This window comes from Achromobacter sp. 1012554356, assembly GCF_059760815.1.
Window position 1 is genome coordinate 102,929 of sequence record NZ_JCBANC010000006.1, and the last position, 24,663, is coordinate 127,591.

At 67.7% G+C, this 24,663-nt stretch carries 21 protein-coding genes and 1 pseudogene; 12 read left to right on the forward strand and 10 right to left on the reverse strand.

Features of this window, described 5'->3' with window-relative positions; genetic code table 11:
• Nucleotides 1-7: 7 nt before the first annotated feature.
• From AC6LJW_RS04545 to AC6LJW_RS04555, 3 genes are read right to left on the reverse strand one after another with little or no spacing between them, the layout of a single operon-like run.
• The gene (locus AC6LJW_RS04545) at nucleotides 8-1,012 is read right to left on the reverse strand and encodes a zinc-binding dehydrogenase (protein WP_498086639.1); all 1,005 of its coding nucleotides are present in this window, start codon (nucleotides 1,010-1,012) and stop codon (nucleotides 8-10) included.
• Between the two features lie 51 nt (nucleotides 1,013-1,063).
• A complete protein-coding gene (locus tag AC6LJW_RS04550; protein WP_082578880.1) occupies nucleotides 1,064-1,867 on the reverse strand; it encodes an ABC transporter permease in 804 nt (267 codons plus the stop codon).
• Nucleotides 1,868-1,871: 4 nt separating this feature from the next.
• Nucleotides 1,872-2,678 (reverse strand): ABC transporter ATP-binding protein, encoded by an 807-nt coding sequence (locus AC6LJW_RS04555; protein ID WP_498086618.1) that lies wholly within the window; start codon nucleotides 2,676-2,678, stop codon nucleotides 1,872-1,874.
• A gap of 231 nt (nucleotides 2,679-2,909) precedes the next feature.
• Between AC6LJW_RS04555 and AC6LJW_RS04560 the strand changes: the two genes are divergently transcribed.
• Together AC6LJW_RS04560 and AC6LJW_RS04565 are read left to right on the forward strand one after the other, a co-directional pair.
• Entirely contained in the window at nucleotides 2,910-4,232 is a 1,323-nt protein-coding gene (locus AC6LJW_RS04560) for an acyl-CoA thioester hydrolase/BAAT C-terminal domain-containing protein (protein ID WP_498086619.1), read from the forward strand.
• Nucleotides 4,229-5,398: a CaiB/BaiF CoA transferase family protein gene (locus AC6LJW_RS04565; protein ID WP_498086620.1), complete on the forward strand. Its 1,170-nt coding sequence runs from the start codon at nucleotides 4,229-4,231 to the stop codon at nucleotides 5,396-5,398. The genes AC6LJW_RS04560 and AC6LJW_RS04565 overlap by 4 nt, the downstream gene beginning before the upstream one ends.
• A 12-nt stretch (nucleotides 5,399-5,410) precedes the next feature.
• Here AC6LJW_RS04565 and AC6LJW_RS04570 read toward each other — a convergent pair whose 3' ends face one another.
• Nucleotides 5,411-6,436 (reverse strand): ABC transporter substrate-binding protein, encoded by a 1,026-nt coding sequence (locus AC6LJW_RS04570; RefSeq protein ID WP_498086621.1) that lies wholly within the window; start codon nucleotides 6,434-6,436, stop codon nucleotides 5,411-5,413.
• A gap of 281 nt (nucleotides 6,437-6,717) precedes the next feature.
• On the opposite strand from AC6LJW_RS04570, the gene AC6LJW_RS04575 reads away from it, so the two are divergent.
• The 4 genes and pseudogenes from AC6LJW_RS04575 (at nucleotide 6,718) to AC6LJW_RS04590 (ending at nucleotide 11,139) form a co-directional block, all read left to right on the forward strand.
• Entirely contained in the window at nucleotides 6,718-7,767 is a 1,050-nt protein-coding gene (locus tag AC6LJW_RS04575; RefSeq protein ID WP_498086622.1) for an ABC transporter substrate-binding protein, read from the forward strand.
• A gap of 4 nt (nucleotides 7,768-7,771) precedes the next feature.
• On the forward strand, nucleotides 7,772-8,542 hold the full coding sequence (locus AC6LJW_RS04580) for an ABC transporter ATP-binding protein (RefSeq protein ID WP_056564059.1): 771 nt from the start codon (nucleotides 7,772-7,774) through the stop codon (nucleotides 8,540-8,542).
• Nucleotides 8,539-9,453, forward strand: a complete 915-nt coding sequence (locus tag AC6LJW_RS04585; protein ID WP_082578884.1) for an ABC transporter permease — start codon at nucleotides 8,539-8,541, stop codon at nucleotides 9,451-9,453. Before AC6LJW_RS04580 ends, AC6LJW_RS04585 begins: the two co-directional genes overlap by 4 nt.
• 226 nt (nucleotides 9,454-9,679) lie before the next feature.
• Nucleotides 9,680-11,139 (forward strand): annotated as a pseudogene (locus AC6LJW_RS04590) (amidohydrolase family protein).
• Here AC6LJW_RS04590 and AC6LJW_RS04595 read toward each other — a convergent pair.
• The 3 genes from AC6LJW_RS04595 to AC6LJW_RS04605 form a co-directional block, all read right to left on the reverse strand.
• On the reverse strand, nucleotides 11,136-11,471 hold the full coding sequence (locus AC6LJW_RS04595; protein WP_498086623.1) for a 4Fe-4S dicluster domain-containing protein: 336 nt from the start codon (nucleotides 11,469-11,471) through the stop codon (nucleotides 11,136-11,138). The pseudogene AC6LJW_RS04590 and the gene AC6LJW_RS04595 sit on opposite strands and share 4 nt — an antisense overlap.
• Nucleotides 11,468-13,120, reverse strand: a complete 1,653-nt coding sequence (locus AC6LJW_RS04600) for an FAD-dependent oxidoreductase (RefSeq protein ID WP_498086624.1) — start codon at nucleotides 13,118-13,120, stop codon at nucleotides 11,468-11,470. The genes AC6LJW_RS04595 and AC6LJW_RS04600 overlap by 4 nt, the downstream gene beginning before the upstream one ends.
• 118 nt (nucleotides 13,121-13,238) lie before the next feature.
• A complete protein-coding gene (locus tag AC6LJW_RS04605; RefSeq protein ID WP_498086625.1) occupies nucleotides 13,239-14,507 on the reverse strand; it encodes a class I SAM-dependent methyltransferase in 1,269 nt (422 codons plus the stop codon).
• 156 nt (nucleotides 14,508-14,663) lie between these two features.
• On the opposite strand from AC6LJW_RS04605, the gene AC6LJW_RS04610 reads away from it, so the two are divergent.
• The 6 genes from AC6LJW_RS04610 to AC6LJW_RS04635 all read left to right on the forward strand — a co-directional run bounded on the left by AC6LJW_RS04610 (nucleotide 14,664) and on the right by AC6LJW_RS04635 (nucleotide 20,693).
• Nucleotides 14,664-15,863: a Bcr/CflA family multidrug efflux MFS transporter gene (locus AC6LJW_RS04610; RefSeq protein ID WP_082578885.1), complete on the forward strand. Its 1,200-nt coding sequence runs from the start codon at nucleotides 14,664-14,666 to the stop codon at nucleotides 15,861-15,863.
• Nucleotides 15,864-16,176: 313 nt separating this feature from the next.
• On the forward strand, nucleotides 16,177-16,413 hold the full coding sequence (rpmB, locus tag AC6LJW_RS04615; RefSeq protein WP_056564075.1) for a 50S ribosomal protein L28: 237 nt from the start codon (nucleotides 16,177-16,179) through the stop codon (nucleotides 16,411-16,413).
• A gap of 37 nt (nucleotides 16,414-16,450) precedes the next feature.
• Entirely contained in the window at nucleotides 16,451-16,618 is a 168-nt protein-coding gene (gene rpmG / locus AC6LJW_RS04620; protein ID WP_003810296.1) for a 50S ribosomal protein L33, read from the forward strand.
• Nucleotides 16,619-16,816: 198 nt separating this feature from the next.
• Nucleotides 16,817-18,052, forward strand: coding sequence for an ABC transporter substrate-binding protein (locus AC6LJW_RS04625; RefSeq protein ID WP_056564076.1), 1,236 nt, complete (start codon nucleotides 16,817-16,819; stop codon nucleotides 18,050-18,052).
• Nucleotides 18,052-19,929 (forward strand): ABC transporter permease, encoded by a 1,878-nt coding sequence (locus AC6LJW_RS04630; RefSeq protein ID WP_056564077.1) that lies wholly within the window; start codon nucleotides 18,052-18,054, stop codon nucleotides 19,927-19,929. Before AC6LJW_RS04625 ends, AC6LJW_RS04630 begins: the two co-directional genes overlap by 1 nt.
• A complete protein-coding gene (locus tag AC6LJW_RS04635) occupies nucleotides 19,926-20,693 on the forward strand; it encodes an ABC transporter ATP-binding protein (RefSeq protein ID WP_498086627.1) in 768 nt (255 codons plus the stop codon). Before AC6LJW_RS04630 ends, AC6LJW_RS04635 begins: the two co-directional genes overlap by 4 nt.
• A gap of 14 nt (nucleotides 20,694-20,707) precedes the next feature.
• On the opposite strand, the gene AC6LJW_RS04640 is transcribed toward AC6LJW_RS04635, so the two are convergent.
• The 3 genes from AC6LJW_RS04640 to AC6LJW_RS04650 all read right to left on the reverse strand — a co-directional run bounded on the left by AC6LJW_RS04640 (nucleotide 20,708) and on the right by AC6LJW_RS04650 (nucleotide 24,314).
• Nucleotides 20,708-22,477 carry a SulP family inorganic anion transporter gene (locus AC6LJW_RS04640; protein WP_498086628.1) on the reverse strand — a complete coding sequence of 590 codons (1,770 nt, stop codon included), beginning with the start codon at nucleotides 22,475-22,477 and terminating at the stop codon, nucleotides 20,708-20,710.
• A 103-nt stretch (nucleotides 22,478-22,580) separates the two neighbouring features.
• A complete protein-coding gene (locus AC6LJW_RS04645) occupies nucleotides 22,581-23,129 on the reverse strand; it encodes a hemerythrin domain-containing protein (protein WP_056564088.1) in 549 nt (182 codons plus the stop codon).
• Between the two features lie 24 nt (nucleotides 23,130-23,153).
• Nucleotides 23,154-24,314, reverse strand: a complete 1,161-nt coding sequence (locus AC6LJW_RS04650) for a D-alanyl-D-alanine carboxypeptidase family protein (RefSeq protein WP_082578886.1) — start codon at nucleotides 24,312-24,314, stop codon at nucleotides 23,154-23,156.
• Nucleotides 24,315-24,663: the final 349 nt, after the last annotated feature.

Here is a 24,663-nt window from a genome sequence, read left to right on the forward strand (position 1 = left end):
ATGGGGTTCAGGGAGCGACGATGATCTTGCCGATGACCTTGCGGTCGCGGATGGCGGCCAGGCCTTCGGCTGCTTCTTCCAGCGGCACCACGCGGTCGATCAGCGGTGCGATCTCGCGGCGGTCGACCTGGTCCAGCAAGGCGAGCAGGTTCTCGTCGTAGAAGCTGTTGGAGCCCTTGACGGTCAGCTCGAAGCTCCAGATGTAGCGCAGGTCTTCCTTCGGGTCGTAGCCCGCGGTGGCGCCGCAGGTCAGCAGAACCCCGCCGCGGCGCAGGCAGCGCAGCGACGGCACCCAGGTGTCGCCGCCCGTAAAGTTCACCACCACGTCCACCCCGCCGGCGGTGCCGCGGCGCTGCGGCTTGCCATACTGCTGGATGGCCCATTTGGAGAAGTCGGTCTCGCGGTAGTCGACGACGTGATCCGCGCCAATCTCACGCAGCCGCGCCAGCTTGTCCGCGCCACTGGCGCAGGCAATCACCTCGGCGCCCAGGCGCTTGGCCAGAATGACGCTGGCCGTGCCCACGCCGCCGCTGGCGCCCAGGATCAGCACCTTGTCTCCGGCCTGCACGGTGCGGTGCGTGATCAGCATGCGGTGAGCAGTGCCATAGGCCACCGGCAAGGCGGCCGCCTGTTCGTACGTGACGTTGGCCGGCAGCGGCAGAAGCTGCGCCGCCGACACCAGGCAGTACTGCGCCATGCCGCCATCCAGCATCTCGCCCATCAGGCCCTTCTCGCGGTTCAGCGGATTGACCAGCACGCGGTCACCGGCCTTCCAGCCCTCGACGTCCGCGCCGACTTCGGCGATCTCGCCGGCCAGATCCAGGCCGATGATCACCGGCAACGGCACCTTGATGCCGGGCATGCCCTGCACCGTGAAGACATCGTGGTAGTTGAAGGACGAGGCGCGCACGCGCACCACGACGTGGCCGGGAATTGCCTGCGGCACAGGTTTGTCTTGGACGACCGACAGTTGGTCCAGGCCGCCGTGCGCGTTGAGCACGAGCGCCTTCATGGTTTGGGACATGGGAATGGATCCGTAACGGGAGAAAAAAAGGGAAGAAGATCAGTCTGCGGCGGCGCGGCGCCAGCGGAACAGGTGCGTCTCCAGCGGCTTGAGCACGCAGAATTCGATCAGCACCATCAGGCCGACCAGCGTGATCGTCCACGCGAACACCTGATCCGTCTGCACGAGGTCGGCCGCCTGCCGCAGCCGGTAGCCCACGCCGTTGGACGCGCCGATCGTCTCGGCCACCAGCGACACCCGCCAGCCGAAGCCGAAGGCCAGGCGCGCGCCGGAGAAGAAGTCGGGCAGGATGGACGGCAGATAGATCGTGCGCAGAATGCGCAGCGGCGACATGCGGAAGCTGCGCGCCAGTTCAACCAGATCGGCGCGCACCGACCGGGCGCCCTGCCAGACGTTGGTCAGGATCAGCGGCAGCGCGGTCATGAACACCACGAAGATGGTGGTGGCGTTGGAGATGCCGAACCAGATGATGGCGAAGATCGCCCAGATGGCCGAAGAAATCGTGTTGGTGACTGCCAGCACGGGTTCGAAGAATTCGCCCAGTTTGCGGCGGCTGCCAAACAGCAGCCCCAGCGCGGTGCCCGCCACGGCGGCCAGCGAAAAGCCCGCGATGACGCGCCAGAATGTCACGCCCAGATCGCGCCAGAACGTATCGCTGGAAACCAGCCGTCCCAGCGCATCGGCCACGCGCGCCGGCCCCGGCAGGATGTACGCGGGCACGCCGCGTGCGGCGAACGCCCATGCCGCCAGCAGCAGCGCCACCAGCAGCAGGCGCCGGCCCGCATTGCCGCCAAGGACACGCCATGCCGACACGCGGACGGCCGAAATCGAAGTCTGGTTCATGACGCTACACCCGCACGCGCAACTGACGGATCAGCTCGGCGACCTCAGGTTGCGACGGCGCGCGCGGCCTGGCCAGCGTCACCGGCGCGATCTCGCGGATGCGGCCCGGCCGTGGCCGCAGGATCACCACCTGGTCGGCCAGCACCGCCGCTTCCTCGACATCGTGCGTCACGAACACCACGGTCATGCCCCGGCTCGCCTGGATTTCCAGCAGCTCGGCGTGCATCTGCGCGCGGGTGCCGGGGTCCAGCTTGGAAAAGGGTTCGTCCAGCAGCAGGATACGCGGCGCGTTCACCAGGCTGCGCGCCAGCGCCACGCGGCTGCGCATGCCGCCGGACAACTCGTGCGGATAGGCCGACGCGAAGCCGGCCAGCCCCACCGTTTCCAGCGCGGCCAGCGCCCGCGCCTGGCGTTCGGCGCGCGGCAGGCGCGTGGCCTCCAGGCCGAAGCAGACGTTTTCCCGCGCGGTGCGCCACGGCAGCAGCCGGTCGTCCTGGAACAGATATCCCACTGCACGCCAGTCCGTGTACGCCGCCGTGCTGGCGCCTTCCACCAGGATGTTGCCCTCGTCGGGATGCGCCAGACCCGCGATCAGGTTGAGCAGCGTGCTCTTGCCGCAGCCCGACGCGCCCAGAATGGCAACCACTTGACCATGCGGAATGTCCAGGTCGATGCCTTCGAGCACCTGCAGGGGCGTGTCGTCGCGGCGCGCAAAGCGCTTGGACACCTTACGCAGCGAGATGGCGGCGGACGCGGGCTGGCGGTCGGGAGATATGCGGCGGACGTGTTGGATGTCGGACAGATCGGTCATGAAAGGCACGGTTGAAGACGATGCCCTGCACGCCACGCTTGGGGCGAACCGACATCAAGCCTCGCAGCTTAAGCGTCATGCACATACATCGGAACGACCGATTTCCCATCTGCAAATGGCGTGAAGTCCTTAGGTGAAAACCGGCTATCGGCATGCGGAAATCTTCGTTGGCAACCTGGATTTGCCCACCTAAGTTCAGGGATTTTCCCGCCCCAATTGGAACCCTCAAGCATGCCAGCCCGTCTTGCCGTCACCCCCGCCACCGCGTTGATCGACGTTCCCCGCGTCTTCACGCTGGAAGGCTTTCATCCGCATTCCGCCGTGACCCTGACGCTGACTTCGCGCCAGCCCGATGGCGAGACCTGGCGCAGCCGCAACACCTTCCTTGCCGACGCGAAGGGGTCGGTCGACGTGTCCGGGCAGGCTCCCGAATCCGGCGGCTACGGGGTCGCCGATGGCCAGGGTCCGATCTGGTCGCAGTCGCCCGCGCGGGCCGGCGATGCTCAAGACGCCGATGACCTGCCCGCCCCCGAAAGCGCGGATGGCGTCATCCATTTGATCGCGGCGGCCAGCGACACGCACGGCAATCACGCGTCCGCCCGCTTCGAACAGCGCCACGCGGACATCGGCGTCACCCGGCAGCCCTTGAACGAGGACGGCTTGGTGGGCGTGCTGTATACCCCCGCCGGCCCCGGCCCGCATCCGGCCATCGTGGTGCTGAACGGATCGGGCGGCGGCATCAACGAAGCGCGGGCCGCCCTCTTTGCGTCGCGCGGCTATGCCGCGCTGGCGCTGGGCTACTTCGGCGCGCCCGGCCTGCCGGACTACCTTTCCGCGATCCCCCTGGAATACTTCGAGCGCGCGCTGCAATGGCTGCGCACCACAGTCAGGCCGGCGGGCGATTTCGTCGCGGTCAGCGGCCATTCGCGCGGCGGCGAACTGGCGCTGCTGCTGGGCAGCCTGTATCCGCAGGCCGTATCGGCGGTGATCGCCTATGTGCCCAGCTCGGTCGTGCACGGCGTGCTGAACGCGGGCAAACCGGGCACGGGCCGCTTCGGTCCCGCCTGGACGCAGGCGGGCCAGCCCCTGGCGCACGTCTGGGAGAACAACGTCGCGCAGGATTGGGGCCTCGTCGACAGCCTGCCCGAGCCGCGTCGCCAGGCGCAGGCGTTCGTGAACGCCCAGCAGGATGCGGCCGCCGTCGCGCGCGCCCGCATTCCGGTGGAACGGATAGCGGGTCCGGTCCTGGTGCTGTCCGCGGGCGACGACGGCTATTGGCCATCGACCCAGTACGCCGCCGACGTGGCAAACGCCCTGCAGGCCGCCGGCCACCCGCACGCCGTGGCGCATCTGGACTATCCCGACGCCGGACACGCCATGCAGGCGCCCGGCGTGCCCACCACCGAGATCGCTCGCGCGCATGCGGTGTCCGGCATCGTGCTGACCGGCGGAGGCGACGCCGCGGCCAACGCGCGCGCCAACGCGGACTCGTGGGCGGCGGTGCAGCGCTTTCTGGTGGCCGCGGTCGCCGAACGCGCGGTGACCGCCGCATGAGCGCGCAGCAGACGCCCGGCGCGGGCGCGCTGGCGGGCCTGACCCTCATCGAACTCGAAGGAATCGGCCCGGCGCCGATGGCGGCGATGCTGCTCGCCGACATGGGCGCGACGGTCCTTCGCATCCAGCGCCGGGAACCCGTGGCGCAAGGCATCCAGCGCGAACCGCGCTTCAACCTGTTGCTGCGCAACCGCACGTCGATTGAACTGGACCTCAAGCGGCCGGAATCCGCGGCGCTCGTGCTGGACCTGGTCGAGAACGCGGACGCCTTGATCGAAGGGTTCCGGCCCGGCGTCATGGAGCGGCTCGGCCTCGGTCCGGACGCGTGCCTCGCGCGCAATCCGCGTCTTGTCTATGGCCGGGTCACGGGCTGGGGCCAGACCGGCCCGCTGGCCCTGTCGGCGGGACACGACATCAACTATCTGGCGATCACCGGCGCCCTCGAGGCGATCGGCCGGCAGGGGCAGCCGCCCACGCCGCCGCTGGCGCTCTTGGGCGACTTCGCGGGCGGCGGGTTGTATCTGGCACTGGGCATCCTGGCCGCGCTGATCGAACGCGCGCGCAGCGGTCTGGGACAGGTCGTGGACGCGGCCATGGTCGATGGCGTGGCGTCCCTGTCCACCGCCTTTCATGGCCTGGCTGCGGCAGGCGTATGGCGGGCCGAGCGCGGCACGAACCTGATCGACTCCGGCGCGCCCTTCTACGACGTCTACGCGTGCCGTGATGGACGCTACGTCTCCGTTGGGCCGCTGGAAGCCAAGTTCTTCAAGACGCTGCTGACCCTGCTGGAACTGCCGGCGGAGCTGGCCGCGTGGCAATCCGACCGCGCCCGCTGGCCTGCGCTGCGCGAGCAGTTGGCGCACGCCTTTGCCGGCCGCTCGCGCGAAGAATGGACCGCGCGGCTGGAAGGAACCGATGCGTGCTTCGCGCCCGTGCTGAGTTTTGACGAAGCGCCGAATCACCCGCACCTGCGCGCACGCGGCACGTTCGCCGAGGTCGACGGCATCGCCCAGCCGGCGCCCGCGCCGCGCCTGAGCCGCAGTACGGCGCCGCCGATCACGCCGGTCGCGGCGCCATTGCGCGGCACCACGGCGCTGGCCGCGCTGGGCCGCTGGCTGCCGCCCGACGCGCTGGAGCGCGCACGGGCGCAGGGCTTGTTCGAGTAAACCCGCTGACCGTCAGCTACCCGCGGCGGCGTGGGCCGGCGCGAAGAAATAATCCTTCCAGCTTTCGGCCTGCCCTTGCAGCACGCCGATCTCGCGCAGCTTGTCGGCATACACCTTGGTCTGCTGCGGCGTGATCGTGAACTGGTTCTCGGGATCGTCCAGGATCTTCTTCACGAAATCCGCCGGCAGCTTGGAATTCTGCTGTCGGATGAAGATCGCGGCGGCCTCGTCCTTGTGCGCGGGAATCCACGCCGCGGCTTCCGCCAGCGCGGCGTAGAACGCCTGATAGGTCTTGGGATTGGCGTCGTGGAATTTCTGCGTGGTGTACAGCACGTTGAACGTCGCGGGTCCGCCCAGAATGTCGTACGAACTGATCACTTTGTGCACCGCCGGATTGCGTTCCAGCGCCTGGTAGTAGAACGGCGCGCTGGAAAAATGCGCATTCACCTCCAGGCCGCCGGAGATCAGGGCGGTGGTGGCGTCCGGATGCGGCAGGCTGATGGAGATATCGTCGAAGCGCTTGAAGTTGTCCTTGCCGTAGCGCTTGGCCGCTTCGATCTGCAAGGTGCGCGACTGGAATCCGACGCCAGCGGCCGGCACCGCGATGCGGTCCTTGGCGCCGAAGTCGTCCAGTGTCTTCACCGCCGGATTGTTGCTCAGCAGATAGTTGGGCAACGACCCCAGCGCCGCCACCAGCTTCACGTTCTGCTTGCCGCGCGTGCGGTCCCACAGCACCAGCGCAGGCGGCACGCCGGCCGACACCATGTCCAGCGCGCCGGCGAGCAGCGCCTCGTTCATGGCCGACGCGCCAGAAATCTGCGCCCATTCCACCTTGATGTCCACGCCGGCCTGCTTGCCGTGCTTCTCGATCAGTTTCTGGTCCTTGACCACATCAAGGATCAGATAGGCGATGCCAAACTGCTGCGCCACGCGCAGCGTGCCTTCGGCATGCGCCGGTGCGGCGGCCGCGACTAGCGTTGCAAAAGCCAGCGCGGAGGTCGCCGCGAAGCGCCGCAGGGGAAAGGGATTGATGGACATGAGGTCGCGGGCTCCTTGGGCCGGTGGGTTCGCCACGCCGCGTCATTCGCTGCGTAGGGTGACCGGCGATCCTAGCAACGCGCGCTCGGCGGCGGAACGAACTATTTCTGCTATCCAAATACCCCCGCTGGCAGGCCGCTTGGCGCGGCCGCCATTCCCAAGCCGCACGCCCCAGCGCGGCCGTAAGAAACAAGCATATGTCCAGATATTCTTTGTCGGCGCAGCCTTCGCTCCGTAGCATGACCCCAAGCTATTTCACATGCATATCGGGGTTTGGAATCATGAGTTCGTACAAGAAGCTGCCTTCCATCGACGCCGCGCGCCGGCGTCTGTTGTTCCATATCGGTTCGGTGGCCGCCGCAGGCGCCGCGGGCGCGCTGACCGGCGTGACGTTCGCCCAGTCCCGCGAGCAGGCCACGCTGGCTTCCGGCAGCGCGGGCTACACCTGGGCGCTGCCGTTCGTCGCCGAAAGCGGTGGCTACTGGAAGGCGCGCAACGTGGATCTGAAGGTGCTGGATTTTCCGACCGGACGGGACTCGATGCAGGCCCTGCTGGCCGGCTCGGCCAACTTCTCGACCACCACGGATACGCCGCTGGTCTTTGCCGTGTTGCAGGGTCTGAAGCCTGGCATCCTGGCCAATTTCAGCCGCTACTCGTACGACATGAAGATCGTGGCGCGCGAAGGCAGCGGCATCGCCGCCGACCAGCCCGCCAGCCTGAAGGGCAAGAAGATCGGCACGCCCGCAGGCACGTCGGGGCAGTACGCACTGGCCAAGTATCTGGAATTCGCAAAGCTGTCCGCCAGCGACATCACGCAGGTGAATCTGGCGCCCACCGATCTCATCGGCGCGCTGGTGCGCGGCGACATCGACGCGTTTTCCTGGACCGCGCAGGCCGGCAACGCGGCGCTGCGCCAAAGCGGCGGCAAGGCGTTCTTCCTGACGCAGGATGGCTACGAGAAATTCTTCCGCAGCCACCAGTTGCTGCTGGTCAACCAGAACACGCTGGACACGCGCCAGGCGCTGGTCAAGGACGCCATCGGCGCGCTGCTCGACGCCGAAAAGCGCATCGCGCAGGACCCGGCGTGGCCCGACTTGATCGCCACGCGCATCCGCAGCACGCCCGCGGAGGTCAAGCAGGCGACCTCGGTATTCGAATTCAAGGTGGGATTCGACGACAGCTTCGTGGACGACCTGGTGAATCAGGCCAAGTGGGCCATCGACGCCAAGCTGGCGCCCGCACCCGCCGGCGACTTGCGCGCGTTGTTCCGCGCCGCGATCAAGGACGCGCCGCTGTCCGCCGCCGCGCCCGACCGCGTCAAACTGGCCTGACGGCATGGGCGCCCTGATCGAATTCCAGCGCGTGTCGCAGTTCTTTGCCACGCGCGGCAACGCGCCCGCGCAGGCGCTGCACGAGGTGTCGCTGGACCTGGCGGCCGGCGAGTTCACGTGCCTGATCGGCCCCTCGGGCTGCGGCAAGACGACGCTGCTGCACCTGCTGGCGGGCTTTCTGCAGCCCACCGACGGCGCGGTCCGGTTCCATGGCGAACAGGTCGAACGCCCCGGTCCCGAACGCGGCGTGGTGTTTCAGGAATATGCGCTCTTTCCGTGGATGACGGCCCGGCAGAACGTGGAATTCGGCCTGCGCGCGCAATCGGTCGCCGCACCGCAACGCCGCCACCGCGCGCTGGCGGCGCTGGAGCGCGTGGGTTTGGCTGCGTCCGCTGACCGCTATCCGCACGAGTTGTCCGGCGGCATGCGCCAGCGCATCGCCGTGGCGCGGTCCCTGGTCGTCGAACCGAAAGTCCTGCTCATGGACGAGCCGTTCGCAGCCGTGGACGCGATGACCCGCGCCGCGCTGCAAAAGGACCTGCTGCGGCTGTGGCAGGAGACCGGCGTATCGGTGGTGTTCGTCACCCACAACATCGACGAAGCGATCTTCCTTGCGCAACGCGTCGTCGTCATGGCGCCGCATCCGGGCACGATCAGCGACGACATCCGCATTGGCCTGGACTATCCGCGGCAGCGCGGGTCCATTGAATTCGCCCAACACTACAACCGGATCGAAGCAGCGCTGGCGGCCGGCGCCCAAAGGCAGGCAGCATGACCTCATTGACCCTGCGCCGCGAATCCGTGGCCGAGACGACCGCTGATGTTCCCGTCCAAGCCGATCACGCGGCCAGCGGCGATGCGCGGCCCGCGCGTGCGGGACTGGCCGACCGCTTCCAACAGGCGCACGCGCGAGCGGAGCGCGCCCGTCGCCGCCGCCGGCTGCTGTTGAACCTGGCCGGCATCGCGCTGTTCCTGCTGGGGTGGGAAGCCATCCCGCACGTGTTCTCGTGGATGAACCCGGCGCTCTTTCCGCCGCCGTCGCGCGTGCTGCAGGCCGCGTTGCCGCTGATCGAATCGGGCGAACTGGCCGGGCACATCACCGCCAGCCTCACGCGGGCCGCGGCAGGATTCAGTATCGCGCTGATCCTCGGCATCACCGCCGGCATCCTGACGGCGCGGATCGCGTTCCTGCATCACCTGAGCGAACCCGTGCTGCATGGCTTTCGCTCGGTGCCGTCGCTCGCCGTCGTTCCGCTGGCGGTGCTGTGGTTCGGCATCGGCGAACTGCCGAAGATCGCGCTGATCGCCTGGGGCGCCTTCTTTCCCATCTGGATCACCACCTTCATCGGCGTGCGCGACACCAACATCGTGTACCTGCGATCCGCGGCGGCGTTGGGCGCCGGCAGGCTGCGCACGCTCTTTCTCGTCATCCTGCCCGCCGCCCTGCCCTTCATCCTGGCCGGCGTGCGCCAGGCCATCGCCGTGTCGCTGATCGTGCTGGTGGCGGCCGAGCTGTCGGGGTCGACCCGTGGCATCGCCTACATGATGTCGCTGGGCCATCAGCTTTTCCAGGTGGAGATCATGTTCATCGGCCTGGTGCTGCTGGGCACATTCGGCTTCCTGGCGGACCGCCTGTTCGTCTGGGCAGCGCGCCGACTATTCCCCTGGTATCAAAGCGCCTCCTGACATGAGCCTTTTTCACAGGCGGGCCGCACCCCGCACGCTGGTGCTGCGCAACGCGCGCATCCATACGTTTCATGACGCCCGCCCATCGGCCCATGCCATCGCGCTGGCAGACGGCCGGGTCGCGGCCTACGACGAGCAAGCCTTGGCGCTGGCGGGCGGCGATGCGCAGGTGCTGGACCTGCAGGGCGCGACGGTAATTCCCGGCATCAACGACAGCCATGCCCACATGGAGCGCGAGGGGTTAAAGACCCTGCGCCCCTCGCTGGCCCACGCGCGCAGCGTTGCAGACGTGTTGCAGGTGGTGCGCGAGCAGCGCGGTCCACGCCGCCCGGCGACTACATCGTCACCATGCCGGTGGGCACGCCACCCTATTTCTTCGGCGGCGCGGCGCAGTTGGCGGAAGGCCGGCTGCCCAGCCGGCAGGAACTGGACGCCGCGGCGCCCGACCACCCCGTCTATATCCCCGCGCCCTTCGGCAACTGGGGTAAGCCGCCCGGAAGCGGCGCGCTCAACAGCCTTGCGCTGGCACGCAATGGCCTGACGCCGGCATCGCAGCCCCGCTGCGGCGGCATCGAACTGGGCCGCGATGCCGCCGGCGAACTGAACGGCAGCATCGTCGAGCGCAACGCCCGCCCCGCCGTCGAATTCGACCTGCTGCCCGACGTGCCGCGTTTTGGCTATGCCGACCGGCTGAAGGGCCTGCGCATCTCGCAGCAGCTTTATCACGCCAAGGGCACCACCAGCATTTACGAAGGCCACGGCTGCGCGCCCGAGACCATCTCCGTCTACCGCAAGCTATGGGAAGACGGCCAGCTGACCATGCGTTCCACGCTGGTCGTCAGCCCCGCGTGGAGCGATCTGGCCGAAGCGGCGCGCGCCATGCGCGACTGGCTGGCCACCGCACGCGGGCGCGGCCTGGGCGACCCGTGGTTCCGGGTCAGCGGCATCCATATCGCCTACGGCGGCGATCCCGTCGTGGCCTGCTGCGCGCGCGCCAACCTGCCGGACACCGGCTGGTCCGGCTTCGTCGAACAGGCCGTTACGCCATCGGACTTCCGGGCGCTGTGCCTGCTGGCGGCCGAACATGACCTGCGCGTCAACGTCATCGTCTCGGACAAGTTGCACGAAGTCGTACCGGTGCTGCGCGAGGTCAACGCCCGGTTTCCGCTGGCCGGCCGCCGCTGGGTTGTGCAGCACATCGCCCGGTCGCGCATCGACGACCTGAAGGCGCTCAAGGCGCTGGACGTGCTGGTCACGACCATTCCCACGTATTTCCTGTGGAAAGGCGGCGCGGCCTACCTGGACGAACCCGACGGCGGAGAAGGCGTGGTGCCGCATGCCGACATGCTGGCGCTGGGACTCGATGTGTCGCTGGCGACCGACAACATTCCTTACGACCCGTTCCACACGCTGTGGGTGGCGGGCGTTCGGCAGGAGCGGCTGACGGGCCGCGTCATTGGCGCCGGGCAGGCGCTCTCCGCCCACGATGCGCTGCGCGCATTCACCGTGGCCGGCGCGCGGTTGAGTTTCGACGAAGACTGGAAGGGCCCGCTCGCGCCGGGATTTGCCGCGGACTTGGCGGTGCTGGATCAGGACCCGATGCAGTTGCCCGCTGCGGCGTGGCGGGACGTGCGCTGCACAATGACCATCGTGGGCGGGCACATCGTGCACCGCGAGCCGGACTAACGGCCCGGTCCGCCCCCCAACAGCTTGAACGACTGGTCCGCCGTACGCAGATCGCGCGAATCGCGGTTCCAGCCGATCTGAAGGCGGTAGCTGCCCAGCAATCCGGCCCGCACCAGTTCGTCTTCGGCCACCGGCGCAGGCGCATCGGCCTGGGGCGACACGTACATGGCGTCTTCGGGGCACCACGCCTCGCACATGAAGCAGGTCTGACAGGCGTCCTGGCGCGCGATGACCGGCGCCGCCCCTTCCACGATGTCGAACACATTGACCGGGCACACCCGGACGCAGATATTGCAGCCCGTGCAACGGCTGTCGCTGATGAGCTCGATCATGCCGCCAGCCTCGTCTGCGTTGCGGATTGCGGTGCGGGCTGCGGCACGGATTGCGCCCCTCCCCCGTCCAACGCGCGCGGCTGCACCCACACCTCGTCCAGCCCGCCAGCGCTTAAATGATGGTATTGCGCGGCGTCCTGCTCCAAGAAGTCGTAGCGTTTGTGCATGCCGCGCGTCTCGCGGCGGGCCAGCGCGCTGCGGTACATCCAGCGCGACGTGGCCAGCATGGCCGCCGCCTCGCGCGTCGCCAGCAGATCCGCGGCGGCCGCGGGCGCCGCCGACCGCAAGCCTTGCCACTGCGTGTCCAACCGGGCGACCGACGGCTCCAGCACGTCCGCCGTCCTGAAATAGTTCCGCTCGAAGGGCATGACCTCGTCCTGCACCGCCCTGACCAGCGCGGCGGCATCCGCGGCGCGCGCGCCGTTTCCACGCAGGCCCGCGGCCCCCGCGGCGATGACGGTACGTCCGCGGCCGCGCGCGGCCAGCGCATGGCCGGCAGCGCCGGCGCCGGCCCAGGATCCGGACGAGATGGCCCAGGCGGCGTTATGGCTGCCGCCCCCGGTAAAGCCGCCGCAAATGGGCTCGCGCGTTGCGGCATCACCAGCGGCGTACAGCCCCGGCACGGTGGTCGAACAATCCGGCCCCGCCAGCCGCAGGCCACCCGTGCCGCGCACGGTGCCCTCCAGCCGAAGCGTCACGGGAAATCGCTGCGTAAACGGGTCGATGCCGCTGCGGTCGAACGGCAGGAAGAAGTTCGGTTGCGCGGCGCGCATCGCCTGCCGCGTGGCCTCGTCGGCCTGATCCAGGCGCGCATAGACTTTCTGGCGCAGCAGTTCGCGCGCGATGACCGAGCGCCCGCCCTTGGACGCCGCGCCGGGGATCGGCACGCCGTCAACGTCGGTGAAGGTCGCCCAGCTATAGAACAGCGTCTTGGTCACCGAGCCGAACTCGGGCGCAATGCCGTAGGCGTTGGAAAACTCCATGCCCGACAGCTCCGCGCCCAGTTCGGCTGCCATCAGCAGGCCGTCTCCGGTCAGCACGTTGCAGCCCAGCGCCCGGCTCAGGAAGGCGCAACCGCCCGTGGCGATGACGACCGCCCCCGCGCGCACCGTCCACGCGCCGCCCCGCTGCCGGTCCACGCCCGCCGCGCCGGCGACCGCGCCGTGCTCATCGCGCAGCAGTTCCAGCACCGGGTGATGATCGAGAATCCTGCCGCCCGCCTGCTTGACCTGCTTGCGCATCAGGCGCATGTACTCCGGGCCCTGCAGCGAATTGCGGCGCGACACGCCGTCGCCATCCACCGGAAAGGGATAGCCCCAGTCCGCCAGGGTATTGATGCCGTCCCACGTCCGGTCCAGGACGCGGCCCATCCAGCCATGGTCCGCCAGCCGGCCGCCCATGTCGTAGCGGCTGGCCATCGCGGCGGCGCGCTTCTGCGGATCGGGATCGACATACCAGACCGCGGTGCCGGCCGCGGCGGTGGCGCCGGACGACCCGCAATAGCCTTTGTCCGCCAGGATGACGCTTGCGCCGGCCTGGGCGGCGCAGACTGCGGCCCAGGTCCCGGCGGGACCGCCGCCGATGACCAGCACATCCGCCTCGTAGCCCGAATTGGCGCTGCCTTGCGGCGCCGCGTGTTTGCCGGCCATGGAACCCCCTGCTGTGATTGCTTGCAATGGAAGGTTCGATGGTATGCCGCTCGCCCTCCGCCACGAACGACGGATCGGCGATTTGCAAATCACCGGGGTTGCGCGCAGTGTCCGGCCTTCAATGCCCGGGCACGTCTCCGTACATATAGTCCCGCCGCCACGGATACGACAGATCGGCGGGGTGATCCAGCTCGTCCGCGCGTCCCGTCGCGGGATGCTGCGCCAGGATCTGATGCAGCGCGATCCATCCATGCTCGAAGGCCATCGCGCTGCCGGCCAGGTACAGCCGGTAGGCACGCAGCGACCGCTCACCGTGGTCCGCCCCCAGAATGCGCGCCGCCTCCGGCAGCCGCGCCTCCAGCCGATCACTCCACGCCCACAGCGTGCGCGCGTAATGCGGGCGCAGGTTTTCGGCGTCCAGGTCTTCCAGGCCGCCGTTGGCCAATGCCTGCATCACGACGCTGACATGGGTGAGTTCGCCGCCCGGGAAGATGTACTTCTCGATGAACTCGCCCATGCCATTGCCGAGTTCCGCGTTATCCACGCCGGCGGCGGTGATGCCGTGGTTCATGATGAGCCCGCCCGGCTTGAGCAGGCGCCGCAGCGTGGCGAAGTAGCTTTCCAGTTGCGCGCGGCCCACGTGCTCGAACATGCCCACCGACGCAATCTTGTCGTAAGGCTGCGATGCGTCCAGCTTGCGGTAGTCCAGCAGCTCGATGCGCACGCGATCGGACAACCCTTTATCCTGGATCAGCCGGCTTACGTGCGCGTGCTGGTTGCGCGACAGCGTGATGCCCGTGGCGTCCACGCCGTAGTGTTCCGCCGCCCACAGCAGCAGCCCGCCCCACCCCGCGCCCACATCCAGGAAACGCTCGCCCGCCGCCAGGCGCAGCTTGCGGCAGATGTGATCCAGCTTGGCCTCCTGCGCCTGCGCCAGCGTCATGCCGGGCTCGCGGTAGTACGCGCAGGAATACACGCGGCGCGGGTCCAGCCACAGGGCGTAGAAGTCGTCGGACAGGTCGTAGTGAAATTCGATCTGCCGAGCATCGCGCTCGAGGGAATGGCGCCACACCGACATCACCTTGCGCACCAGGTCGGTCAGCCAGCCGCCGCGCGCCGCGTCCATCGGCGACCCGGGCAGCAGTGCCGCGGCCGCCGCCATCACATCGCGCATGCTGCCCTCGATATCGATGCGGCCTTCGACATAATCCTGCCCCAGCACCCCGACGGCCCCTTCGGCCAGATGCGCCAGCGCGGTCATGTCGTGCGTCACGAACCGCACGCGCGGATCGGGTGCGCCGAGCACGGCGCCATCGGGCAGCACAAGTTGGACGGGGACAGGCAACGCCTGAAGTTTGCGCTCCACTACAGATAGCAAAGGATTCACGGCTTCTCCTTCCGGATGCGTAGGGACACAAGGGACGCTAACGCAAAACACCCGCAATCTTCCTGTAAGCCCGCCCATGATAAAGTCCCCGGCTTGGCGCGGCCAATACCGTCTGCACTACCGCGCGCCCTGTCTCTGCGTTTTACCGCGATCTACATGCCCCCAATGCACACATCCCGCAGCAGCCTGCCCGGTTGGCTCATTCTCATGGGCGCGCTGACGGCCATCGGCCCGTTCGCCATCGACATGTACCTGCCCGCGTTCCCCACGATCGCGGCGAACCTTGGCGTCGCCCGCGGCGATGTCGAGCGCACGTTGGCGGCGTACCTGATCGGCCTGGCGCTGGCGCAGGTGTTCTACGGCCCGATGGCGGACCGCTACGGCCGCAAGCCGCCGCTGCTGGTGGGCCTGACACTGTTCATGATCGCCTCGCTGGGATGCGCGCTGTCGGGTTCGGTCGAAGCCCTGACCGGCTGGCGTGTCGTGCAGGCGATGGGCGGCGCGGCCGGCATCGTGATCCCGCGCGCGGTCATCCGCGACCACTATGAAACCCACGAAGCCGCGCGCGCGATGTCGCTGCTGATGCTTATCATGGGCCTCGCGCCCATCCTCGCGCCGCTGATCGGCGGCCAGCTGCTGGCCATTACCTCGTGGCGCAGCCTGTTCTGGGTGATGCTGGCGGGCGGCGCGATGCTGATGGCCGCGGTCATCCTGATCATGAAGGAATCGCTTACGCCGGACCGCGTGGTGCCGCTGCGCTGGAGCACCATCCTGCAGAACTATCGCGGCCTCTTCGCCCACCGCGGCTTCATGTCGCACAGCCTGGCGGGCGGTTTCGGACAGGCGGGCATGTTCGCCTACATCATCGGTTCGCCCCGGGTCTTCATCGAACTCTACGGCGTGCCGCCGCAATACTACGGCCTGCTGTTCGGCGCCAACGCGCTGTCGCTCATCATCTGCTCGCAGATCAGCGCCCGCCTGCTGCGCACCTATACGCCGCGCCAATTGCAGCGCCGCGCGCTGGTGACGCTGGCCTGCGCCAGCCTCGTCGCCGTCGCGCTGACGCTCGCCGGACTGCTGACGCTCCCGCTGCTGATGTTGTGCCTGATCGCCTACATGGGCAGCCAGGGCTTCGTGAACCCCAACTCGGCGGCGCTCGCGCTGTCGGACCAGGGCAAGCGGCTGGGCGCCGCCTCGGCGCTATTGGGGACGCTTCAACTGTCTTGCGGCGCCCTCGCCGGTTTTGTGGTCAGCGCCTGGCAGGCCGACACCGCCCTGCCCCTGACGACCACCCTGGCAGCCTGCGCGTGCCTGTCCTGGACAGCCGGCCGTGTGGCGCGTTCGCACACGTCGTAGCCCTTTGGCTTGATTTACTTGGGAATTCCGTATTAGAATCGCGGTCTTCACATGAAGTTTCCCGTGCAGGACTACTATGCTTTGTAGTTCAGCACTCTGACCCCCAACCGCGTGTTGTGAATTCGAGCGTGAATTCAAGCGGGTGGCAGGCAGCGGGTATAAGCACTGGGGTGAAATCACTTTCCCCCTCATCCACTAAGACTGGGTGGCCGGCCAAGGCAGCGCACAGCGCAGCCCACACAGCCCGGCGGCTAAACCCCCGTCTACCCCCCCAAGCGATGCGCGGCAAGAACGACACTAAAGAGGTGCATCCATGGCACGCGTATGCCAAGTGACCGGCAAAGGCCCGATGGTGGGCAACAATGTTTCGCACGCGAACAACAAGACCAAGCGCCGCTTCCTGCCCAACCTGCAATCGCGCCGGTTCTGGGTTGAAAGCGAAAACCGCTGGGTTCGCCTGCGTGTTTCGGCCAAGGCCATCCGCACGATCGACAAGAACGGCATCGACGCCGTGCTGGCCGAAATGCGTGCCCGCGGCGAACAGGCCTAATCGGCCGCCCCGCCAATCTACATACTAGGAGCACGACATGGCCAAAGGTATCCGCGAAAAGATCAAGCTCGAGTCGACCGCCGGCACGGGTCATTTCTACACGACCACCAAGAACAAGCGCAACATGCCCGAGAAGATGCTGATCAAGAAATTTGATCCGGTCGCTCGCAAGCACGTCGACTACAAGGAAACCAAGCTGAAGTAATTCAGCCGGTATCCCGCAAAAAAGGCCCTGTCATGCAGGGCCTTTTTTATTGCCGTTACTTTCTTGCCGTTTATTTTCCACCGCGCCTGCACGCCATTTGCCGCCGCGCCGAAGCCCATGTTTCAATTAGGCCGCACCCGCGGCGCCCCAGGCGCGCGCGCAAGGCCGATTCATTCTCACGCTGCGACAAAACCCGCCATGATCCGTCCCTGCCTCTCCCTGCTGCGCCGCGCCGTCGCGCCCGCGCTCCTGGCCCTCGCGCTGGCGCCGGCCTCCCCCGCCGTCGCGAAAGACAAGGAACCGCCGATCCGCATCGGCGAGATCAACAGCTACAAGGCCATTCCCGCCTTCCTGGGCCCGTACAAGAAGGGCTGGCAGTTGGCGCTCGAAGAAGTCAACGCCTCGGGCGGCGTGCTGGGCAGAAAGCTCGAGGTCATCTCGCGCGACGACAACGGCAACCCTGGTGACTCGGTCCGCGCCGCGCAGGAACTGCTGGCGCGCGAAAAAGTCGAGTTGCTGTTTGGCGGCTTCCTGTCCAACACGGGGCTTGCGCTGACCGACTTCGCCAAGCAGCAAGAAGTTTTCTTCCTGGCCGCCGAGCCCCTGACCGACAAGATCACCTGGCAGGAAGGCAACCGCTATACCTACCGCCTGCGTCCGTCCACCTGGATGCACGTGGCGGCGCTGGCCCCCAAGGCGCTCGCCCTGCGCAAGAAGCGCTGGGCCATCGTCTACCCCAATTACGAATACGGCCAGTCCGCCGTGGCCACGTTCAAGGCCATGATGCAGTCCTTCCAGTCCGACGTGGAATTCGTCGCGGAACAAGCCGTGCCGCTGGGCAAGGTGGATGCCGGCGCCGTCGTTCAGGCGCTGGCGGATGCCAAGCCCGACGCCATTTTCAATGTGCTGTTCGCCGCCGATCTGACCCGCTTCGTGCGCGAAGGCAACACGCGCGGCCTGTTCGAAAACATGCCCGTCGTGTCGCTCTTGTCCGGTGAACCCGAATACCTGGAACCGCTGGGCGCGGACACGCCCACCGGCTGGATCGTCACCGGCTACCCCTGGTACGCCATCGACACCCCAGCCAACAAAACCTTCGTCGAGGCCTACAAGAAGCGCTTCAACGAGACGCCCAAGGTCGGTTCCGTGGTCGGCTATGCGTCGCTGATGTCCATTGCACAGGGCCTGAAGGCCGCCGGTTCCGTCGACACGGAAAAGCTCGTCGACGCCTTTGCCGGCCTGAAGGTGGACACGCCCTACGGCCCCATCCAGTACCGCAAGATCGACCATCAATCCACGATGGGCGTCTATGTGGGCGTGACGGCGGTCGAAGACGGCAAGGGCATCATGAAGGACTTTGCCTACATCGACGGTGCACGGCTCCAGCCGCCTGACGAGCAGGTGCGCAAGATGCGGCCGGCGCCGGCCCGCTGATGAATGTATCCGGGCTGCTGCTGCAGCTACTCAATGGCCTGGCCGACGCCAGCGCGCTGTTTCTGGTCGCCGCCGGACTTTCGCTGATCTTTGGCGTAACGCGCGTGGTCAACTTCGCGCACGGTTCGTTCTACATGCTGGGCGTGTACCTGGCCTGGACCTTCACCAGTTACTTCGGCGGCGGCGCGGGCTATTGGCTGGGACTGCTGCTGGCGGCGCTGGCGACCGGCCTGATCGGCGCCGCGGCCGAATTGCTGGTGCTCAAGCGTCTGTACCGCGCGCCCGAACTCTTCCAGCTTTTGGCCACCTTCGCGCTGGTCCTCATCATCGGCGATGTCGCCCTGGCGGTCTGGGGCCCCGAAGACCTCTTCTCCGCCCGCGCACCGGGCTTGTCGGGCGCCGTCCAGATCCTGGGCCGCCGCTACCCCGAATACGACCTGCTGCTGATCGCCGCCGGCCCCGTCGTGCTGGGTCTGCTGTGGCTGCTGCTGATGCGCACACGCTGGGGCCGGCTGCTGCGCGCCGCCGCCGAGAACCGCACGATGCTCGCGGCCCTGGGCGTGAACCAGGCCTGGCTGTTCACGTCGGCCTTCACGCTGGGCGCCTTCCTGGCTGGGCTGGGCGGCGCGCTGGCCGCGCCGCGCGTACCGGCCACCCTGGGCCTGGACCTGGAAATCATCGCCAGCGCCTTCGTGGTGGTGGTTGTGGGCGGCCTCGGATCCATACCCGGCGCGTTCCTGGCGGCCGTCCTCATCTGCGCGGTCAAGGCGCTGTTCGTGTTCCTGGGCCAGGTGGCCATCGGCCCGTGGGTCTTCAACCTGTCCAAGCTCACGCTGCTGGCCGAATTCGCGGTGATGGCCGTGGTGCTGGTGGTCCGGCCTTGGGGCCTGATGGGCAAGCCGCCTGCGCCTGCCTCGCACGCCGGCCCGCCCGAACGCCCCATCGCCCCGGCCGGCCCGCGCCTGCGGCTGGCCTATGCCGTGTTGCTGGCCCTGTTGGCCCTCGTGCCCGTCGCCACGCTGTACTGGCCCTATCTCAGCATCCTGATGACCGAGATCCTGATCGCCGCGCTGTTTGCCGCCAGCCTGCACTTTCTGACCGGGCTCGCCGGCATGACATCGTTCGGCCACGCCGCGTGGTTCGGGCTGGGCGCCTACGGCGCGGCGTTGCTCCTGAAGCTGGCGGCCATCCCCATGGAGGCGGCGCTGCTCCTCGGACCATTTGCCGCGGCGTTGGGCGCGCTGGTGTTCGGCTGGTTCTGCGTGCGCCTGTCCGGGGTGTACCTGGCCATGCTGACGCTGGCCGTCGCGCAGATTCTATGGGCCCTCACCTACCAATGGGATGACGTGACCGGCGGCAGCAACGGGCTGACGGGCTTGTGGCCGTCGGCATGGCTGTCGCAGGGGCCGTGGTTCTATTACCTGTCGCTGGTGCTGTGCGCGGCCGGGGTCTGGTGGCTGCGGCGGCTGGCGTTTTCGCCGCTGGGCTTTGCGCTGCGCGGCGTGCGCGATTCGGCCTTGCGTGCCGAGGCGCTTGGCATGGACACGCGGCGCATCCAGTGGGCGGGATTCGTGGCCGCCTCGTTCGCCGCAGGCCTGGCCGGATCGCTTTATGCATTTTCCAAGGGCAGCATCGCGCCCGACGTGCTGGCGGTAAGCCGCTCGGTCGACGGGCTGGTCATGGTGCTGCTGGGCGGCATCCAGACGCTGGCCGGTCCGCTCGTCGGCGCGGCATCCTACACCTGGCTGCAGGACGTCGCGGCACGCAGCACCGAATACTGGCACGCGGTGCTCGGGCTGGCCATCCTGGCGCTGGTCATGGCCTTCCCCGAAGGACTGGCCGGCGCGGCGGCCCGCCTGCGCAGGAGGTCCGCATGACGACGGCGACTCCCCTGCTCCAGGTGCGCAACCTGCGCAAATCCTTCGGCGGCATCGACGCGCTGGCCGATGTTTCGTTCGATCTGCACGCCGGGCACATGCTGGCCCTGATCGGCCCGAACGGCGCGGGCAAGTCGACATGCTTCAACGTGCTGGGCGGACAATTGCGCCCGGATTCGGGTTCGGTGCGGCTGGACGGCCAGGAGCTTGTGGGCTTGTCGGCCGGCAAGATCTGCGGGCTGGGCGTGGGCCGCAGCTTCCAGACCGCAGCCACGTTCCGGTCGATGACCGTGCTTGAAAACGTGCAGACGGCCCTGCTGTCGCGCGACCGCCTGCTCTTTAATCCGTGGCGGCGCGCCTCCCGCCATGCCGTCGATGAAGCCAGGACCCTGCTGTCGCAGGTGCAGATGGCTGACAAGGCTGACGAGGCCTGCGGCACGCTGGCCTATGGCGACGTCAAACGCGTGGAACTGGCGATGGCGCTAGCGCATCAGCCGCGCCTGTTGCTGATGGACGAGCCCACGGCCGGCATGGCCACCAACGAGCGCCACGCGCTGATGCGCCTGACCCGGCAACTGGCAGACACGCAGCGCATCGCCGTCCTGTTCACGGAACACAGCCTGGATGTCGTCTTCAAGCACGCAGATCGCATTGCAGTGCTGGTGCGCGGTGGCCTGCTGGCCGAAGGCGCCCCCGCGGCCATCGCGGCCGACGAGCGGGTCAAGGCCGCTTATCTGGGCACCGAAGCGCCGCAAGGCGCCTGACGACGCCAGCCACATCACCCATCCCGCTGCGGGCTGTCCGGCTGGCATTCCCAGAAAATCCGGGCCGTGCATCCCGCGCAGATGTTCCGGTCCAGCTTGGCGTAGATCGCATGCAGCGCTGTCGCCTTATCCGGAAAGATGTGATCGGCGCCCAGCCGCTCCAGGAATCCGGTGCGGCGCCACATGTCCATCACCTCGGGCCGCGGCCGGTGAAAATACAGGTCGCCGCCCATCACGCGCCGGGCCGCCAGTTCGTCGTCCCAGACCTGCGCACCGGCCAGGTCGATGAAATTCATGCTTTTGGCCATCACCAGCAGATGGCGCGGCGCGCCCGGCGCCGAGCGCAGGTCATGCAGCCGCTGCGCCACGTGTGCCGCCGCGCCGAAATAGACCGACCCCTCCATGCGCAGCAGCTTCAGTTGCGGGCACTCCGGCAACGCGTCCGGCTGATGCTCCAGTACGACGAAGCGGCGATCCAACCCGCGCGAGTCAAACCCCATCGTGCGCATCGCCGGCCGCGACGTGCGGTGCAGATACACCATGAGCGACAGCACGGTACCCAGCAGGATCGCCACTTCCATGCGAATGGCGATCGTGGCGGCCAGCGTCGCACCGGCGATGGCGCATTCACCGGGCTGCGTGCGCAGCAGATGCCGCCAGCGCGGCACGTCCAGCAGCGTCCAGGCCACCAGCAGCAGCAATCCCGAAATGGCGGCATGCGGAATCAACGCCAGCAACGGCGCGGACACCACCACCAGCAGCATCAGGAGCAATGCCGAAAATACCGACGCCAGCGGCGTCTTCGCGCCGGCCTCGAAGTTGGGGATGGACCGATTGAGCGAACCGCAAGACAGATAACAGGAAAAGAACCCGCCGACCACGTTGGACAAGCCCTGCCCCACGAACTCGCGGTTCGCGTCGATGCGCTGCCCCGACCGCGACGCCACCGCCTTGGCAATGGAGATCGACTGCGCCAACGCCACGATGGTCAGCGCGAACGCCAGGCTCAGCAGATCGGGAAGCGCGCGCCAGTCCACGCTGGGCACGTGAAACGGCGGCCACGGCTGCGCGATGGCGCCCAGCACGGGAACCGGCGCGCTGCCGGGGGACACGACCCACGTGTTGAAAACCCATGCCGCGAATGTCCCCGCAGCCAGGCCGATCAGCATGTACGGCTTGCGCTTGTCCAGCCGGCGCGCCACCAAGGCCGTGACCAAGGTGACCAGCGTCACCAGCAAGGCGCCCGGATGCACTTGGCCGAGATGCTTGGCAAGGCTTTCCAGCACCGCCCCCGCGCCGTGCGCCTCTGGCGACGGCAGGCCCAGCGCATCCTTCAACGCATGCACCGCGATCAGCACGGCCGCGCCGCTGGTAAAGCCAAACAACGCCGACGGCGATATGAAGTGGGCCAGCGAACCCAGCCGCAAGACGCCCACCAGCCACTGCATGACCCCGACCAGCACGGTCACGGCAAGCGCAAGCTGGATGTAAGCGGGGCTGCCCGCAGCCGCCAGCGGCGCCAGCACGGCAAAGAGCGCCAGCGAATTCGCATTCGTCGGCCCGGACATCACGTGGCGGCTGGAGCCAAACAATGCCGCCACCACACAGGGCACGATGGCCGAGTACAGGCCGTACTCCGGCGGCAGGCCCGCCAGCGTCGCAAACGCTACGCCCTGCGGCAGCACCAGCAACGCGCCCAGCAGGCCGGCAGCCAGATCGGCGCGCAGCGTCAGCCGGTTGACGTCATCCACCCACGAGCCGAAAAGCCGGCGCGCGACGTTCATTCCCCCCTGCATCATCCTGTCTTGTTCCCTGGGCATCGGCGCTCACGCCGGTCCGGCTAGGGTAAACGCTCGACCTTGACCATGCAACGCGGCGATCAGCGGATCAGCCCGCGTCGCCTCCACGGCGCGCCTTCATGGCCTGGCCGATCGCGGCCAGCGCATCGTCAGGAATCAGCCGCGCCGCCATCGGCAGCAACTCGTCCTCTTCGCGCCGGATGTGCGCGTCGTAGGCCTCGGTGAAATCCTGGACCTGCTGCGCCGGCAATTGCGCCGGGCGCCCCGCCGCGATCTCGGACAGCGTCTCGCGCAAGGGTTCCCACAGGCCGGCCAGCCGCCGGTGATCGGCCATCAGGCTATCCACCAGCACGTGCAGGCACACCGCGTCCGATCCCGCCATGGAATCGATCAGGGCGGGGAACAGGTCCTCCTCCTCGTCTTCGTGGTGATGCGCGGCCGCAGTGTCGAAATACCGGCGCACGCTGGTGGCGGCGGTTTGCGCCGCGGCGTCGCTGCCATGCGCGGGCAGATGCGCCGCCAGCCGCGCCAGCGTGGCGCATTGGCGCGCGATGCGCCCGTGACAGGCCGATAGCAGCGCCAGCGGATCGTCAGGGCCCGGCGCCGCCGCCGGGCCGCCTGGAAAGCTCACTGCCATCGCCCATCTCCGAATCGTGTTGCGTTATCCCTGCGTGCCGCGCCACCACAAGCGGATGGAGTCCCACGCGCGGCCGGCAATGCCCGCCTCGGCCACCGGTTCCAGCGCGACAACCGGGAAGTGCATGGCGGGCTTGCCGTCCACCGTCACCTGCAGTTCGCCCACCGTCGACTGCGCCGCAATCGGCGCGATCAGCGGCGCCTGCGGCGCCCAGACCGACTCGACCTTCGCGCCAGCCGGCACGGTCACGTACGCGTCGCGCGAGAAACCGACCTTCAGGCTGTCGGCCTCGCCCTTCCAGACTTCCGGCGTGGCCACGGCCTGACCGCGCGCGTACAGCTTGATGGTATTGAACCCCTGGAAGCCCCATTCCAGCAACTCGCGGCTTTCTTGCGTGCGCAGCTTGTCTGAGGCGGTGCCCACCACCACCGTGATCAGCCGGCGCTGATCGCTGCCATTGGGCCGCCGCGCCGTGGCGATGATGCAATAGCCCGCCGATTCCGTGTGGCCGGTCTTCAGCCCGTCCACGCTCGGATCCAGCCACAGCAGCCGGTTGCGGTTGGGCTGGGTGATCTTGTTGAAGGTGAACTGCCGCGCCGAATCGTAGGTCTTGTAGAGCTGCGGAAAGTCGCGGATGAAGCGCGTGGCCAGGATCGACAGGTCGCTCGCGGTGGAATACGTGTCCGGATCCGGCAGCCCATGCGGACTGGCGAAACGCGTGGCGTGAAGGCCCAGACGCGCGGCGGTGTCGTTCATGCGCGCGACAAAGGCTTCGACGCTGCCCGACACGGCCTCGGCCAGCGCCACCGCCGCGTCATTGCCCGACTGGATCATCAGGCCGCGCAGCAGGTCGTCCACGGACACCTTGGAGTTGGGCTCCAGGAACATCTTCGAACTACCCGCCGGCACTTTCCAGGCCCGCGTCGAGATCGTGACCAGCTGGTTCGCCGTCAGCTCTTTCTTTGTCAACGCATCGAACACGACGTAGGCCGTCATGATCTTGGTCAGGGACGCCGGCTCGATGCGCGTCGTGGCCGCGTGCGACGCAATGACCTGCCCGCTGGTCTCATCCAGCAGCAGCCACGCCTTGGCCGACAGCGCCGGCGCGGGCATCGATTGCGCCATGGCGCTGGATATACATGCGGTCGCGACGAGCAGGCTCGCCGCCAACTTCTTCATCAACATATAGCTGCTTCACTTCCATGTTCTGGTTTTCTTCGGGCGCGCGCGACCGCAAGGAAAAGGCCTGATTCCAGGGACTCTCCGTCTCTGCCTGCCGCGCGCGCCGCCCGCAATTGGAACATGCGCCGCAATATAGGTTCATCCGCGAGCCTCGCCACAGCGCCTGTCCGCACGCTTTCACAGCAATATCCACCGCACGCGCGGCTTGCGAATAACGCTCGCGAAATCGCCAACGAATGTCACGACATCTTGCGAAACCCCTTGCAGAAAGCACTTTTCTGCGTCGAAAACAACAAACAGTGGCTTAAAACCCGCTGGAAAGCCGCTTTTACCGCCACTCTTCCGCTATCAT